A 15375-nucleotide genomic window follows, 5' to 3' on the forward strand; every position below is an offset into this window, starting at 1 on the left:
AAAACGAGGTGTACTGCTCAATTTTCTGGCAGCGGGGAAACGCCTACAGGCCTTGCTGCAGCGCCGGATCATCGGGGTTGAGTTGCTCCAGTTGCGCCAACAGGATCTGCACATTCTGCAACTGCCCGGACTCCTTCCAGTAGTTGATCAGCAGCACCCGCGCCCTGCGATCAGCCGGGTAGCGCTGGACGATTTCCTGTAACTGTTTCTGCGCCGCTTCCAGTTCCTGTTCGGCATACAAGGTGGTTGCCAGGTCATAACGGTAATGTCGGTTTTCGGGCTCAAGCTCCACGGCTTTTGCCAAACCAAGCAGCGCGTACTCCGCCTGGCCATGGTGCAGCAGCCACAGACCCAATGCATGTTGCAGATAAGCCGACTCCGGCTGGTTTTTCAACTGTTGGGCAAGCAACTGACGTGCAGCGTCGGCCTGGCCCTGTTTGTCCAGCACGTCGATCTGCATGACCAGCGCTGGCAGGTTGTCCGGTTGCAGGCGCAGGACTTGTTCCAGCGCCAACTGAGCCTTTTTCAGTTCGGCGTTATGCAGGTGCAGCCGGGCGAGCTGATAGTGGGACTCGGCGGTTGGTGGACCGTCTTCAAGCATCTGCTCCCACATACCGATGACAAGCTGCATAGGCCCGAAGTACAAACCAAGCTCATCCGGCGATAGGCCCAGCAACGCGTTCACTGCGGCGAAGCGGACGCTGGGGTCTTGATCTTCGAGCAACGGCCCCAGCAACAGGCTGCGTTGGCCGGTTGGCACCAGCCCGCTGATGCTGCCGATGGCCGCTCGACGCACATCCGGCGACTCGCTGTGCAGGTCCGCGTCCGCCAGTTTCAGGGCTTGGGGGCTTGGGTAGTTCGCCAGCTCTGCGTGCAGCCATACCCGGCGCTTGGGCGACAGGTCCGGGCGACCCAATTGCTGATAGAGCATCCGCGCCGCCCCTGGCTGCCCATTGCGTGCGTGCTCAAGGGCTTCACTGTAGCCACGCTTGATTGCCTCGGGAATTTGCGGCGTGGTGCTGCGTAGCCACATTGCGACTAGACCGATTACCAACAGGACAGACAGGCTGAGCAACAGATAGCGGCGAGGCGAGGGCATGCAGGTAGTCCATAACCAGGAAGCGTGAAATGCCGCAAGCTTCGGTCAGGTGCGGGCTTGAGTCAAACCTTGAAAGAATCTGCAGATAACCCGGTGGGAGCGAGCCTGCTCGCGATAGCGGTATATCAGTTGGCATTTGAGTTGACTGACCCAGCGCCATCGCGAGCAGGCTCGCTCCCACCGGGCGTTTTGCAGCAGGCAAAAAAAGCCCCGCGTCCAACATGGGAGGCGGGGCGAAAATTTGGTTGGTTGCGGCCAACCAAAGGAGCTCGGTTGAATAAGGTCGGTCAGTTGCTGGCTACGGCTTCCGGTTGCCAGCCGCCGCCCAGGGCCTTGTAGATCGCGACAATGCCGCGATACAGGTCCACTTCGGCCTGGGCCTGAGTGTCCTCGGCGGCCAGGCGCTCACGTTGGGCATCCAACAGGACGAGGAAATCCTCTGTGCCTTCGCGGTAGCGGATTTCGGCCAGGTCAGCGGCGGCTCGACTCGATTCGCTCTGCCGGATCAGCGAAATCAGGCGTTGTTGGCGCTTGCCGTAGTCGCTGAAGGCATTTTCCGATTCCTCCAGGGCCAGCAGCACTTGCTGTTCGTAGGTCGCCAAGGCGCCGTCCGCCTCAGCGTCGGCACCGCGCAGACGCGCCCGCACACTGCCCAGATCGAAGGCAGCCCAGGTGATGCTTGGCCCCAGCGCCCAGGCATTGGCCGCCGATGAGCCGATCTGCGAACCGCGCCCGGCGGTAAAGCCCAGGAAACCGCTGAGGCTGACCCGTGGGAACAGATCGGCCTTGGCCACGCCAATGCGCGCGGTGGCGGCAGCGAGTTGGCGCTCGGCGCTGAGAATGTCCGGGCGACGTTGCAACAGTTCACCCGGATCGCCAATCGGCAGGGCCTTGGCGATGGCCGGAAGCTGTTTGGGACTCAGGTCCACACTCAGTTTGTCCGGGCGCTCACCCAGCAAGGTAGCGATGCGGTTGCGCTGGCGTACCTGTTCGGCCTGCAACTGCGGCACGCTGGCTTCGACCGAGGCCAGGCGCGCATCGGCACGGACCACGTCGAGCTGATCGCCGACGCCGGCATCACGCAGACTTTCGGTGATCTTGCGCGACGCCTGCTGGTTCTCGAGGTTTGCCAGGGCGATTTTTTCCCGCAGTTGGGCGCCGCGCAGTTGACCGTAGGCGTCCACCAGTTCGGCGATCATTGTCACCTGCAACTGGTAGAGATCGGCTTCGACCGCCTGCTGATCGGCATCGGTGGCTTCCAGGTTGCGCTGGATGCGTCCGAACAGATCCAGCTCCCAGGCCATGTCCAGGCCCAGGTCATAGCGTTCGGTGCTGACCCGGTCGGTGGTCTGCCCCGGAATCTGGCCTTTGCCCAGGTTGCTGCTGGCGCGGCTGGTGATGGTCGGCATGACGTCATTGCTGGCGTCGTCGCGTATCGCTCGGGCTGCTCGCAAACGGGCGAACGCCACGCGTAACTCGCGGTTGCCCTCCAGGGAACGGGTGACCAGCGCGTTGAGCGTCGGGTCTTCGAACTGCTGCCACCAGATCCCTTCGAAACGGGCACGGTCGAAATTTTTCTGGCCGGCGGCACCGTCGGTGGCGGTGGTGATGTTCGCCGCCTCCGTTTGCGGTGCCTTGTAGTCCGGGCCTACGGCGCAAGCACTCAAGGCCAGTACCAGCAGGCTCGGCACAAACACTTTCAAACTCATTGTTGCGCCTCCAGTTTCAACGCCCGGGCCGCTTTGCGGGCCTCGCTGCGCTCGACGAAGTTGCGGATCAGTACATAGAACACTGGCGTGAGCAGCAGACCGAAGAAGGTCACCCCGAGCATGCCCGAGAACACCGCGACACCCATGGCATGGCGCATTTCAGCACCTGCACCGCTGGAGAAGACCAACGGCACCACGCCCATGATGAACGCGAAAGAGGTCATCAGGATCGGCCGCAGACGCAGGCGGCAGGCCTCCAGCACCGCAGCCAGGGGGTTCATGCCCTCGAGCTGTTTATCCTTGGCGAACTCAACGATCAGAATGGCATTCTTACAGGCAAGCCCCACCAGTACGATCAATCCGATCTGGGTAAAGATGTTGTTGTCGCCGCCGGAAAGAATTACCCCGGTAATGGCCGACAGCAGGGTCATCGGTACGATCAGGATCACCGCCAGCGGCAAGCTCCAGCTTTCGTACTGTGCCGCCAGCACCAGGAACGCCAGCAGGACACAGAGCGGGAACACGAACAGCGCGGTATTGCCCGAGAGAATCTGCTGGTACGTCAGGTCGGTCCACTCGTAAGTCATGCCGTTGGGCAATTCGTCCTTGAGCAGTTTCTCGATGGCTTTTTCAGCCTGGCCGGAACTGTAGCCCGGGGCAGCGGCACCGTTGATTTCCGCAGTGATGAAGCCGTTGTAGTGCATTACGCGGTCAGGCCCCGAGGTGTCGCTGACCTTGATGAAGGTCGCCAGCGGGATCATCTCGCCACGGTTGTTGCGCACCTTGAGCTGGCCAATCTGGTCCGACTCCAGGCGGAACTGTTGCTCGGCCTGAACGTTGACCTGATAGGTGCGGCCAAAGCGGTTGAAGTCGTTGGCATACAGCGAGCCCAGGTAGATCTGCAGGGTGTCGAAGATGTCACTGACGGCCACGCCGTGGGTCTTGGCTTTTTCACGATCGATGGCGGCATCGACCTGCGGCACGTTCACCGTGTAGCTGGTGAACAGCCCGGCCAGTTCCGGCACGTTGTGGCTCTTGGTGATGATGTTCATGGTTTCTTTGTACAGCTCGTCGTAGCCCAGGTTGCCCCGGTCTTCGATTTGCAGACGGAAACCACCGATCGTGCCCAGGCCCTGTACCGGCGGCGGCGGGAAGATCGCCATGTAGGCTTCCTGGATTTCCGAGTACTGGCCGTTCAAGGCCCCGGCAATGGCCCCGGCAGACATGCTGGGGTCCTTGCGCTCGTCGAAAGGCTTGAGGGTGACGAACACGATGCCGGCGTTCGGACTATTGGTGAAGCCGTTGATCGACAGGCCAGGGAAGGCCACGGCGCTTTCGACGCCCGGCTGCTTGAGGGCCATGTCCGACATACGCTTGATCACGTCTTCGGTGCGGTCCAGGCTCGCGGCATCCGGCAGTTGGGCAAAGGCCACCAGGTATTGCTTGTCCTGGCCGGGTACGAAACCGGTCGGGGTGTTGGAGAACCCGAAGAACGTCAGCACCATCAGGCCTGCGTACACCAGCAGGGCGATGCCGCTGCTGCGGATCACGCGGCCAACTGTGCCCACGTAGCTGTGACTGGCACGGTCGAAGAAGCGGTTGAACGGACGGAACAGCCAGCCACCGAATATCTTGTCCAGGAACCTGGAAAAACGGTCCTTGGGCGCGTCATGACTCTTGAGCAGCACTGCGGCCAGGGCTGGCGACAGGGTCAGGGAGTTGAATGCCGAGATCACCGTGGAAATGGCAATGGTCAAGGCGAACTGCTTATAGAACTGCCCGGTCAAGCCACTGATGAACGCCGCCGGTACGAATACCGCGCACAACACCAATGCCGTGGCGATGATCGGCCCGGTCACTTCGCCCATGGCGCGTTTGGTGGCTTCCACCGGAGTCAGTCCCAAGCCGATGTTGCGTTCGACGTTCTCCACCACCACGATGGCGTCGTCCACCACGATACCGATCGCCAGTACCAGCCCGAACAGCGAGAGCGCGTTCAGCGAGAAGCCGAACAGATGCATCACGGCAAACGTACCGATCAGCGACACCGGCACGGCCACCAGCGGAATGATCGAGGCGCGCCAGGTCTGCAGGAACAGGATCACCACCAGTACCACGAGAATCAGCGCTTCGAAGAGGGTGTGAACCACCGCCTCGATGGAACCGCGCACGAAGATCGTCGGGTCATAGACGATGCTGTAGTCCATTCCCGCCGGGAAGTTCTGCTTGAGTTCGTCCATCTTGGCGCGAACATCGTTGGAAATCTGGATGGCGTTGGAGCCGGGGCGCTGGAAGATCGGGATCGCCACCGCCGGCTGGTTGTCGAGCAATGAGCGCAGGGCGTATTGACTGGAGCCCAACTCCACTCGTGCGATGTCTTTGAGGCGGGTAATTTCACCGTCCTCGCCGGAACGGATAATGATGTTTTCGAACTCTTCCTCATTCACCAGGCGTCCCTGGGTGTTGATCGAGAGCTGGAATGCCTGGGCATTGGGTGCCGGAGGCGCGCCCAGGGCACCGGCGGCGACCTGACGGTTCTGTTCGCGGATGGCGGTGACCACGTCGGTGGCGGTCAGGTTACGCGAAGCAGTTTTGTTCGGGTCAAGCCAGACCCGCAGGGAATAGTCCCCCATGCCGAATAGCTGCACATCACCCACGCCGCCCAGACGCGCCAGCTCATCCTTGATGTTGAGCAGGGCATAGTTGGACAGGTAAAGCATGTCGTAGCGCTGGTCCGGCGAGGTCAAGTGCACAACCATGGTCAGGTCGGGCGATGCCTTGTCCACCGTGATGCCGATCCGGGTGACTTCTTCCGGCAACTTGGGTTCAGTCCGCGTGACGCGGTTCTGCACCTGCACCTGGGCGTTGTCCAGGTCGGTACCCAGCGCGAAGGTGATGGTCAGGGTGATCTTGCCATCGGCGGTGGATTGCGAGGACATGTACAGCATGTTCTCGACGCCGGTGATGGCTTGCTCCAGGGGCGCGGCTACGGTTTCGCCGATGACCTTGGGGTTGGCACCCGGGAAGTTGGCGCGCACGACCACAGTCGGCGGCACGACTTCCGGGTACTCGCTGATCGGCAACTGGAACAGTGAGATGGCGCCGGCGATCAGGATCAGCAACGAAAGCACCGCTGCGAAGATCGGCCGCGAAATGAAGAACTGGGAAAATTTCATCTTGAGTTCAGTCCCTTAACCGCGTGGGGTCGCTGCGGCCAGTTTGCCTGCCGATCCGGAAGCAGCCTTGGCAGGCGCGACTTGGGGCAGGTTGCTGGCTTCGAGCGCTTTTCGTTGTTGTGCCAGGGCGGCAATGGTTTCTTCGCTGGCCATCGGCACGGTTTCAGGCGTGACTGGTGTACCGGGGCGAGCGCGTTGCAGGCCCTTGACGATGATGGTGTCGTCCTTGCTCAAGCCGTTGCGCACGATGCGCAGGCCTTCGATCTTCGGTCCCAGCTCGACAGCGCGGTAGGCCGGCTTATTGTCGGCGTCCATCACCAGCACGAATTTCTTGCCAAGGTCGGTGCCGACGGCTTCGTCGTTGATCAGCACGGCCGAGTAAGTGCCGCTGCCCACCAGTTTCAGCCGGGCATACAGCCCAGGGGTGTAGGCGCCATCCTTGTTGTCGAACACCGCGCGACCACGAATGGTACCGGTCTGTGGATTGACCTGGTTGTCGATGAAATTCATATGGCCCAGGTGCGGATTACCTTCCTCGTTGGACAGGCCCATGTAGACCGGAGTGGCCTGACCGCGCTGACCTTCGCGGGCGAGGCGGGTGTACTTGAGGAAGACGCGCTCGTCGGCATCGAAGTAGGCGTAGACCTTGTCGGTGGACACCACGCTGGTGAGCGGCGTGACATCGGCGGTCACCAGGTTGCCGGCGGTGATGTCCGCCCGGCTGACGCGACCGCTGATAGGCGAAGTGACCCGGGTGAAGCTCAGGTTCAGTTTGGCCAGGTCCAGTTGTGCCTGGATCGCCGCAGCGGCAGCGCGGGCTTCCTGGGCAGCACTGGTACGCGAATCTGCCAGCTCGGCGGAAATGGCATTGCTCAAGCGCAGGCGCTCGCCACGCTTGGCTTCGTTCTCGCTACGGGTAGCCGTCGCTCGGGCCTGGGACAACTGGGCTTCGAGGCGACGCACTTCAGCCTGGAAGGGACGCGGATCGATCTGGAACAACAGGTCGCCTTTCTTGACCAGAGCGCCTTCGGTGAACGCTACGTTATCGATCTGTCCTGAAACGCGGGGTCGGATCTCAACGGTTTCAGGTGCCTCGAGGCGCCCGGTGAATTCGTCCCACTCGTTGACCGGCTGCTCCAGCACCTTGGCCACACTGACTTTGGCCGCCGGCATGGAAGCCGCCGTATCTGGGGTCTTGCCGCATGCACTCATCACCAGCACCGCCATCAGTGCCAGGGGAAAGCGCAATTTTGAAAGTGAATATTCCATGGATAGCATCCGCCAAGAGTATTGAGATGGGCGGATGATGCGTGGGGAGGCGGTGAGGCACGAATCGAATGAAGCAAAGGTAACTATCATTCGGAATGATATAAGACATCGCCCAGCGCTCTAGCTGAGGGCTTTCGTTAGGCGGCTATCAATTGCGTTGATGTCCCTTCAGGTTGCCAGATGCACCGAATTACCTGCGTGAAGAACGCTACTGCGGCAGATAGCGGTCATGGATGCGCTGGATTTCGCCGCTGGCGCGAAGGCTTTCAACGGCCGCCCGCAGCTTCTTGACCATTTTCGGGGAGCACCGTTTGGAGCAGGCCAGATAGAGATCGGCACTGCTATTGACCGGGCTCATGAGCAGTTCGCGCTTGGACACCTTGGGCCAGATATACCGACTCTCAGGGACGCCGTTGAACCAAGCGTCGATACGTCCCATCAAGAGCATCTGGGCGGGGTTGTCGCCAATGACCAGCGGGTAGATCTGCTCATCGCTGAACCCTTCGGTGCGCAGGATCTCCTGCTGCGCACTTCCCAGGCCGACGCCAATCTTGCGGTACGTTTGCCGGGCTTCGGCGAAACTGCTCACTTGCCGGTCGAGGGTGAAGAAGGCGCGTTCCATGGGCATGACCGAAGCGATCCAGGTAAAGCGATCCTCGCGTTCCGGCGTGCGCGACAGGGGCGCGATCAGGTGATTGCGCTGTTCGCTGACGTGCTTCTGTGAGCGGGCCCAGGGAAGGATATGGAACTGCACGGTATACCCGGCCTTGGTCATGGCCGCTACAGCAACATCGCCGACAATTCCGTGCCCCTTGGGGTCATCGACAAACGTCAACGGCGGCGCGTCCAGAATGTGCAGTTCAATCGTCAAAGGTGCGGCGTAGGCGCTACAGACAATCAGCGTCGGCAGCACCAGGCATAGGCGCGAGAGTGCTTTGGTACGGCCTTCCAATACGCGTTTGATCCGGCTCATGATCGATACTTCAGGCATTGAAAGTGATGCGCCATTCCAAACCCACGGCGCCAGAAACATCATCCTGCGATGTTCACCACGGCTTTTTTATTATTGCCTATCAACGCTGTCGGCCTGACTGCGTGTATCTGAAGGTATAGATCATTCGGTCGACAAAAGCTTTTTTACTCAGAACCGGTACTGGCTTGTTCGGCAATCAGTTGAGCCAAAGTCCGCACCGGTTCGGTGAGGCTTTGTCCCGACCGATGCACCAGTCCGATATCCCGATGGAAGGTGTGCTGACCAAGGTCCAGGGCTCTGACACCCGCCGGCCAGTCATGGGCCGATGTTTGCGGGACCAATGCCACTCCCACACCGTTTTCAACCAGCTTGATGATGGCCTCCAGTTCATCCAGTTCACACACCTCGCGCACGGTGAAATGCATTTGCCGCAGGAAACGATCCACCTGCCGGCCACCGAATGAAGCACGGTCATATCGAATGAATGGAAGGCTGGAAAGGAGTGTCGCCCAATCTTCCCCCGGCACTTCGCGGGCAACGATCAATCGATACGGCTCAAGTGTCAGGGTCGTCCAGCGCAGGTCGCTCTGAAGCGAGAAGGGCGGACGGATGATGGCCGCCATGTCGATTTCGCCAGCGTCCACCAGATTGACCAGCTCCATCGACAGCCCCGGCAGCACCCGAGTACGGCACTGAGGGCATTGCTGATGGAACCTGGCCAAAGCGTCCGGCAAATAGGAACGCTGAACGGACGCAATGGCGCCGATGTTCACCAGGACATTGGTCGCAAGTTCGGCGGTGCCACAGCCCAGATTGTCGTAGAGGCGCAGCAACTCTTGTGCCTGCAAGAGCACTTGGTGCCCCTTGCGGTTGAGGTGCGCCGAGCGTCCTTTCCTGTCGAATATTTCGAAGCCAAGCTGCGCCTCCAGACGCTGGATTTGCGCGCTCACGGCGGCCTGTGTGAGGCCGATCCTGTTCCCGGCCGCAGCGAAAGTGCCTTCCCGTGCGACGGCGAGGAGCGTCTTGAGTTCTTTAATCATTCACAAATATTAATTGTGTTTCTAAGCAATATATATTGATTTTTCCGCCTGTAGCGCCGCTCTACGATGGCCTCACCCAAAAAGCACAAAAAAGGAGTCCTGATGAACCTCTCTCCCTTCCACTTGGCAATCCCGGTTTACGACCTCGCTGGCGCACGCACCTTTTATGGTGAAGTGTTTGGACTGCAAGAGGGGCGCTCCAGCGCCCAGTGGGTCGATTTCAACTTTTACGGCCACCAGTTGGTGATCCATGAGCAGCCAAAAACCGCGGCTCAGGAAAGCGTTCACAGCAACCCGGTGGACGGCCATGACGTACCTGTTCCTCATTTCGGCGTTATTTTGGGCTGGGAGGAATGGGAAGCACTGGCCGAACGCTTGAAGTCCTTCGGTACCCAGTTTGTGATTGAACCCTACATTCGCTTCAAGGGGCAGGTGGGTGAGCAGGCGACGATGTTCCTGTTCGACCCTTGCGGTAACGCGCTTGAATTCAAGGCGTTCAAGGATATGAGCCAGCTCTTTGCCAAGTGATAGAAGTAAAGGCCCGAGGTGAGATTTTCCTACTGAGTCTATAACGACGCTCTGATCACCAATGGGCAATCTACCGGCTGGGCGCCCGACACATCGAGGTTCTCGATCAGGTGCCGGGCAGCCCTGCGACCGATCTCGTAGTACGGCAGTTGGACCGTGGTCAGTGGCGGCATGAACAGCTCGGCGATGCCGATCATGTTGTCATAGCCGAGCACCGCAACATCGCTGGGAATCTTCAGGCCACGGCCCAACAACAACTGATAGGCACAGAAGGCGATACGGTCGTTACCGCAGATCAGAATGTCGAACTGCGGACGCCCCTCGATGATGTGCCGGTCGAGAATGGCTGCGGTTTCACCGTAGGCATCGTGATCGGAAAGGTCGTATTGCAGAAGTGCTTCAGGCGCCAGCCCAAAGGCCTGGCAGGCACGTTGCAAACCTTCTTGTCGCAGGCTCCAGGCAAGGCTCTGTTTTGGCAGATTGATACACAGAGGGCGCCGATAGCCTTGGCTCAAGGCGTGATGCACCGCTCGATGCTGCCCCGTTTCATCGTCGGGCACATAGCTGACCAGGCGAGTGTCATCGGCCAGGCAATTGGCGAGTACCAGGGGTTTGCTTTTCAGGCGCTCGGGGATGCTCACCTGGCGCAATCCCATGGCACTGAAGATCAACCCGTCGGGACGGTGCGACATCATCAGGTCGATGTTCTGCTCGGTGGGCGGGTTGCTCAACAGGTTGAGGATAAACACATTCCAACCGGCTTGCTGCGCGGTCTGCTCGATGGACAGCAGCAGCTCGACTGCGAAAGGTGTGGTCGCGGTATCCAGTGCGAACACACCGATGGTTCGCGCCTGGAGATTGTCCCCGCGCATCCTGCGCGCCGAAAGGCTCGGTACGAATTGCAGTTCGTCAATGGCGCGACGCACCCGCTGAAGGGTTTCGGGGCTCAGTTTTTCCGGATTGTTGAGCGCTCGAGAAACCGTCATCAGGGACACGCCGGCCAGCTGTGCAACGTCTTTCACTGAAGTCATGCGAGGTGCGGCCAGTCAGGTTGACGCCGAATCATGACACAGGCTCCGGGCTTGTCGCGACTCGAATGACATTGCTCATAGCCATGCGGAAGCCAGCGGCCATGCATTACCAATGGAGACGCGTCCGCCAGCCCCGCTTGCCAATAGTTTTACCCCCAGGCTGTCGGGCCGCGGATAGACGCGGCTGCTGAGGCTGAAGCGGCCGTCTTGCTCAAACACCTCGATGGACGAACGATCCAGAAACACCCGCAGGTGCAAGGACTTCTGGGCGTGGTCTATCGCCACGCTGCGCTGACCGCTCACCTGCGCGCCCGAACGACTGCGATCCAGTACCAGGCGCTGCAGCGAAGCGTCGTAATAGAGCAGGGTTTGTTCGTCGCCCTCAGCACTGCAACGCAAGGCGATACCCAGGTGACCTTCGGCACAGCCGAGCAAATCCAGATGCACATGGAGCTCGAGCCTGTCGCCATTGACCTGTGGCACCCATTCGTAGCCCGGTCCAACCCACGCAGAGGTGTGCGGCAGCGGTGCCTTGCGTAAAGCGGTCAGTTCCCGGGCCGGAAACACCCTGAGGCGGTCGGCATGCAACTGCAGTTCCCGGGGTAGGCCGAGCATGCCGCACCAGTGATGGGCCTGGCTCGGCATCGGACTTTCCCACATGTCGAGCCACGCCCACACCAGGCGCCGACCGTCAGCAGCCACCAGCGTTTGCGCAGCATAGAAGTCATGGCCGTTATCCAGCTCGATAAACGGGTCGCCGCTGAAGTGCCATTGGCTGTCGAGTTGCCCCACGCGATAACCGGTCTGGTACTTGTTGAGCCGCTCGTAACCCTCGGGGCGCATGCCCTGGGGGGAGTACAGCAGCACGTCGCGCCCATCGAGGCGAAACAGGTCCGGGCACTCCCACATATAGCCATCGCCCTCGTTGCCGCGGGCTACATAGTCAAGGAACTCCCAGGCGCGCAGATCGATGGAGCGGTACAAGGGGAGTAAAGGCGTATCGCCCAGGCGTGCGCCGGCAATCAGGTACCAATAGTCGTTGTCCTTCCAGACCTTGGGATCACGAAAATGCATGATCGTGTCTTGCGGTGCGGTCTCGATGACGACACCCTGCTTGACGAACCGGACGCCGTCGACGCTGGTGGCAAGACACTGGACCTGGCGAATCTGGCGTTCGTCACCCACTTCCCCCAGCCAGGTGTGCCCGGTGTAGATCAACGCCAACGTGTCGCCACACACCACCGCACTGCCGGAAAAACACCCGTCGCGGTCAAAGTCATCGCCTGGCGCCAGTGCGATGGGCAGGTGCTGCCAATGGACCAGGTCAGCACTCTTGGCATGCCCCCAATACATCGGGCCCCATTTCGCGTCGAAGGGGTGATGTTGATAAAACACGTGATACTCGCCGCGAAAGTACACCACTCCGTTAGGGTCGTTCATCCAGCCTGCGGGCGGGGCAAGATGATAGTCGGGGCGATAGTCATCGGTGACGCGAGACAGGCCGGCGCTCAGCGCCTGTTGTGCAAGCTCAAGGGTCGCGGACATTGGAGCGTTCATGGGATTCACACACACGGTCATAGGGCGCCTGCTCGTACCGAGCGCTGGGCAATGTCATCCAACGGGGTTTCGAGGGATTGTGGGTGGCGCCTCAAGGCCGTGCCGTCGGCATCGAACAGGTGCAGATTGTCGATCTCTACCTGCAGTTCGACCCGATCACCCACTCGCCACCCGGCGTGGACCTCACAGCGACAGATCATCGGCTCATCCTGACCGGTATCGAGGTGCACATAGGTTTCGCTGCCCAGGTATTCGACCCCGATCACGGCGATGCCGGCTGTGCCCTGTGCCGCCTTGAGTGCTACATGTTCCGGTCGAATCCCCAGGCTCAGTTGGCTGTTCGCCGCCAGGCTTGAGCTGTCAAAGGGCAGGGTGGTCCTGCCCAATACCAGGCTTTCCACCAGGCTGCTTGCGCCTGGCGTATGCAGGAACGCTGCAAGAAAGTTCATCCTTGGCGAGCCGAGGAAACCGGCGACAAAACGAGTCGCCGGGCGTTCGTAGAGTTCTCGCGGCGAGCCAACCTGCTCGATACGTCCGCCATTGAGCACGACAATCTTGTCGGCCAGGGTCATCGCTTCAACCTGATCGTGGGTCACGTAGATCATGGTCGTGCCCAGTCGGGCATGCAGCCTGGCGATTTCATTGCGCATTTGCACGCGCAAAGAGGCGTCCAGATTGGACAGCGGCTCATCGAACAACAAGATGTCCGGTTCCCGTGCCATAGCCCTGCCCATGGCCACCCGCTGACGTTGGCCACCCGATAATTCCTTGGGTTTGCGTTGCAGCAGTTTGTCCAACTGCAGGATTTGCGCGGTTTTCAGCACGCGCTCGCGCAGGCTGGTTTTTTCGGTCTTGGCCAACTTGAGACCAAAACTGATGTTGTCGTAGACGTTCATGTGCGGGTAGAGGGCATAGGACTGAAACACCATGCCGACGCCACGCTCGCGCGGCTCCAGGTCATTGACCCGGCGCCCGTCGATCAACAGGTCGCCGGCGCAGATGGAATCCAGCCCGGCGATCAGTCGCAACAGGGTGGATTTTCCGCAGCCCGAGGGGCCGACGAACACCACGAATTCACCGGCGGCGATTTCCAGGCTGACGTCGCGAAGAATGCGCATGCCGCCCAATTGTTTGTTCACGTTGTCTAGCTTCAACTTGATCACGATGCTGTTCCTTGTCTTTGTTGGGCATCAACCCTTTAACGCACCGGTAGTGAGACCGGAAACGATTCGGCGCTGGAAGATCAGCACCAGAATCACCAGTGGGACGGTGACCAGCACCGAAGCGGCCATCAACAGCCCCCAAGGCAACTCATGGGAGCTGCCGCCGGAAATCAGGGCGATGGCTACCGGCACCGTGCGCTGCGTGTCGGTGAGGGTGAAGGTCAGGGCAAACAGGAACTCGTTCCACGCAGCAATGAAAGCCAGCAGGCCGGTGGTGACCAGCGCAGGCCAGAGCAGCGGCAATAACACGCGGGTCAGGGTGACCCAGGGCGAAGCACCGTCCATGATCGCCGCCTCCTCCAGCTCATGGGGCAGTTGGCCCATGAACGTGGTCAGCACCCAGACGGTGAAGGGCAGGGTGAAGATCGTGTAGCTCAGGATCAGCGCCCAGGGCGTGTTGTACAGGCCCAGGGCACGGATCACCTCGAACAGCCCTGACAGCACCGCGACCTGGGGAAACATCGACACGCCCAGAACCATTATCAACACCGCGCCGCGTCCACGAAACTTCACCCGGCCCAAGGCATAGGCGGCGGTCAGGCTGAGGAACAGCGCCAGCGCGACCACACTCAGGGCAACCACCAGCGAGTTACCGATTGCCCGCAGGAACGAGGCCTGGTGGAGCACGGCGGCATAGTTGGAGAAGTCGGGGTTGTCGACCCAGTAGCTCACCTGGAACAAGGCACTGGACGGCTTCAGCGACGTCACGATGGCGTAGTAGAAAGGGAACACCGCATACAGCAGCAAAATCGCGATCAGGCACCAGAATCCGACGCGCAACAGCGCTTTTTTCAGTAGGCGCGGGCTCATGAGCGAACCTCCATTTGACGGCGTCCGAGGTACAGATAAATCATGGCGATGACTGCGACGACCAGAAACAGCAAGGTCGAGGCCGCGCTGCCGTAGCCGACGTCCTGAAACTCCATCAGATGCTGGCGGGCGTACACCGACATGCTCATGGTGCTCGACGAGTTGGAGGTCAGCACATAGATGACGTCAAACACCCGCAACGAATCGAGGATGCGGAAAATCGCCGCCACCAGCAGCGCAGGCATCAGCAGCGGCAGGGTGACTCGCCAGAACACCTTCAGCGGGTGAATGCCATCGACGCGGGCGGCTTCGTAGCAATCGCCCGGCAACATCTGCAAGGCCGCCAGCATCAGCAGCGTGACGAACGGGACGGTCTTCCAGACGTCGACGATGATCACGGCCCACATCGACAAGTCGGCGTCTGCCGTCCAGGCCAGGGGCGCGTCAATCAGGCCGACACCCAGCATCAGATGATTGATGATGCCGAACTGGTCGTTGAGCATCCAAGACCAGATTTTCGCCGAGACAATGGTGGGGATCGCCCAGGGAATCAGAATCAATGCCCGCACCAAGGCGCGCCCGGTGAACTTGACGTTCAGCAGCAGCGCCACCAACAGCCCCAGCACCATTTCCAACCCCACTGAGACCACAGTGAAATGCAGGGTGTTGCGCACCGCGTTCCACCATTGTGGATCGACCAGGATGCCTGACCAACCGGTGCTGCTGTGCAGCAGATAATTGCTCAGGCCGATAAAACTTGCGTCACCGGTGTCCGCCAGGCTGGCGTCGGTCAGGCTGAACCAGAATGTACGCAGCAGCGGCCAGGCCGCCACCAGGGCCAGGCACAGTAGCATCGGAGTCAGGAACAGCCAGGCGGCGCGAACCCGGCGGCGTTGTACCGGCGTTTCCAGGGCGGGCAGCAGCTCGTCACCGGACGCCAGGGTAGTGGAGACAGACATG

12 protein-coding genes are annotated in these 15375 nt (G+C 60.5%); 1 reads left to right on the forward strand and 11 read right to left on the reverse strand.

The window, feature by feature from the left end; all coding sequences use genetic code 11:
* Positions 1 to 43: 43 nt before the first annotated feature.
* The 6 genes from T3A99_RS04630 to T3A99_RS04655 form a co-directional block, all read right to left on the reverse strand.
* Positions 44 to 1099 (reverse strand): HEAT repeat domain-containing protein, encoded by a 1056-nt coding sequence (locus T3A99_RS04630; RefSeq protein WP_139050051.1) that lies wholly within the window; start codon positions 1097 to 1099, stop codon positions 44 to 46.
* A 287-nt stretch (positions 1100 to 1386) separates the two neighbouring features.
* Positions 1387 to 2808, reverse strand: coding sequence for an efflux transporter outer membrane subunit (locus T3A99_RS04635; protein WP_139050053.1), 1422 nt, complete (start codon positions 2806 to 2808; stop codon positions 1387 to 1389).
* Complete coding sequence (locus T3A99_RS04640; RefSeq protein ID WP_047229097.1) at positions 2805 to 5984, reverse strand: efflux RND transporter permease subunit; 3180 nt, start codon at positions 5982 to 5984, stop codon at positions 2805 to 2807. Before T3A99_RS04640 ends, T3A99_RS04635 begins: the two co-directional genes overlap by 4 nt.
* Before the next feature lie 15 nt (positions 5985 to 5999).
* Entirely contained in the window at positions 6000 to 7253 is a 1254-nt protein-coding gene (mexE, locus tag T3A99_RS04645) for a multidrug efflux RND transporter periplasmic adaptor subunit MexE (RefSeq protein WP_076384609.1), read from the reverse strand.
* 208 nt (positions 7254 to 7461) lie between these two features.
* On the reverse strand, positions 7462 to 8226 hold the full coding sequence (locus tag T3A99_RS04650) for a substrate-binding periplasmic protein (RefSeq protein ID WP_107323274.1): 765 nt from the start codon (positions 8224 to 8226) through the stop codon (positions 7462 to 7464).
* Between the two features lie 164 nt (positions 8227 to 8390).
* Positions 8391 to 9266: a LysR family transcriptional regulator gene (locus T3A99_RS04655; RefSeq protein WP_047229095.1), complete on the reverse strand. Its 876-nt coding sequence runs from the start codon at positions 9264 to 9266 to the stop codon at positions 8391 to 8393.
* A 102-nt stretch (positions 9267 to 9368) separates the two neighbouring features.
* Here T3A99_RS04655 and T3A99_RS04660 point away from each other — a divergent pair, with 102 nt between their 5' ends.
* Positions 9369 to 9794 carry a VOC family protein gene (locus T3A99_RS04660; RefSeq protein WP_316913204.1) on the forward strand — a complete coding sequence of 142 codons (426 nt, stop codon included), beginning with the start codon at positions 9369 to 9371 and terminating at the stop codon, positions 9792 to 9794.
* A 38-nt stretch (positions 9795 to 9832) separates the two neighbouring features.
* Here the strand turns inward: T3A99_RS04660 and T3A99_RS04665 are convergent, their stop codons facing one another.
* From T3A99_RS04665 to T3A99_RS04685, 5 genes are all read right to left on the reverse strand, one after another.
* Positions 9833 to 10825: a LacI family DNA-binding transcriptional regulator gene (locus tag T3A99_RS04665; protein WP_322833997.1), complete on the reverse strand. Its 993-nt coding sequence runs from the start codon at positions 10823 to 10825 to the stop codon at positions 9833 to 9835.
* A 75-nt stretch (positions 10826 to 10900) separates the two neighbouring features.
* Positions 10901 to 12403, reverse strand: a complete 1503-nt coding sequence (locus T3A99_RS04670; protein WP_173406944.1) for a glycoside hydrolase family 32 protein — start codon at positions 12401 to 12403, stop codon at positions 10901 to 10903.
* Positions 12400 to 13545: an ABC transporter ATP-binding protein gene (locus T3A99_RS04675; protein ID WP_173406945.1), complete on the reverse strand. Its 1146-nt coding sequence runs from the start codon at positions 13543 to 13545 to the stop codon at positions 12400 to 12402. The genes T3A99_RS04670 and T3A99_RS04675 overlap by 4 nt, the downstream gene beginning before the upstream one ends.
* Positions 13546 to 13572: 27 nt before the next feature.
* Entirely contained in the window at positions 13573 to 14415 is an 843-nt protein-coding gene (locus T3A99_RS04680) for a carbohydrate ABC transporter permease (RefSeq protein WP_047226425.1), read from the reverse strand.
* Positions 14412 to 15374 (reverse strand): sugar ABC transporter permease, encoded by a 963-nt coding sequence (locus T3A99_RS04685; RefSeq protein ID WP_322833998.1) that lies wholly within the window; start codon positions 15372 to 15374, stop codon positions 14412 to 14414. Before T3A99_RS04685 ends, T3A99_RS04680 begins: the two co-directional genes overlap by 4 nt.
* Position 15375: the final 1 nt, after the last annotated feature.

Source organism: Pseudomonas sp. N-137 (assembly GCF_034555295.1).
Lineage (GTDB): Bacteria > Pseudomonadota > Gammaproteobacteria > Pseudomonadales > Pseudomonadaceae > Aquipseudomonas > Aquipseudomonas rhizophila.

Coding starts and splice junctions, on each gene's coding strand:
- T3A99_RS04630 (WP_139050051.1), bottom strand. CDS start 1,099: ATGCCCTCGCCTCGCCGCTATCTGTTGCTCAGCCTGTCTGTCCTGTTG.
- T3A99_RS04635 (WP_139050053.1), bottom strand. CDS start 2,808: ATGAGTTTGAAAGTGTTTGTGCCGAGCCTGCTGGTACTGGCCTTGAGT.
- T3A99_RS04640 (WP_047229097.1), bottom strand. CDS start 5,984: ATGAAATTTTCCCAGTTCTTCATTTCGCGGCCGATCTTCGCAGCGGTG.
- mexE (WP_076384609.1), bottom strand. CDS start 7,253: ATGGAATATTCACTTTCAAAATTGCGCTTTCCCCTGGCACTGATGGCG.
- T3A99_RS04650 (WP_107323274.1), bottom strand. CDS start 8,226: ATGAGCCGGATCAAACGCGTATTGGAAGGCCGTACCAAAGCACTCTCG.
- T3A99_RS04655 (WP_047229095.1), bottom strand. CDS start 9,266: ATGATTAAAGAACTCAAGACGCTCCTCGCCGTCGCACGGGAAGGCACT.
- T3A99_RS04660 (WP_316913204.1), top strand. CDS start 9,369: ATGAACCTCTCTCCCTTCCACTTGGCAATCCCGGTTTACGACCTCGCT.
- T3A99_RS04665 (WP_322833997.1), bottom strand. CDS start 10,825: ATGACTTCAGTGAAAGACGTTGCACAGCTGGCCGGCGTGTCCCTGATG.
- T3A99_RS04670 (WP_173406944.1), bottom strand. CDS start 12,403: ATGACCGTGTGTGTGAATCCCATGAACGCTCCAATGTCCGCGACCCTT.
- T3A99_RS04680 (WP_047226425.1), bottom strand. CDS start 14,415: ATGAGCCCGCGCCTACTGAAAAAAGCGCTGTTGCGCGTCGGATTCTGG.
- T3A99_RS04685 (WP_322833998.1), bottom strand. CDS start 15,374: ATGTCTGTCTCCACTACCCTGGCGTCCGGTGACGAGCTGCTGCCCGCC.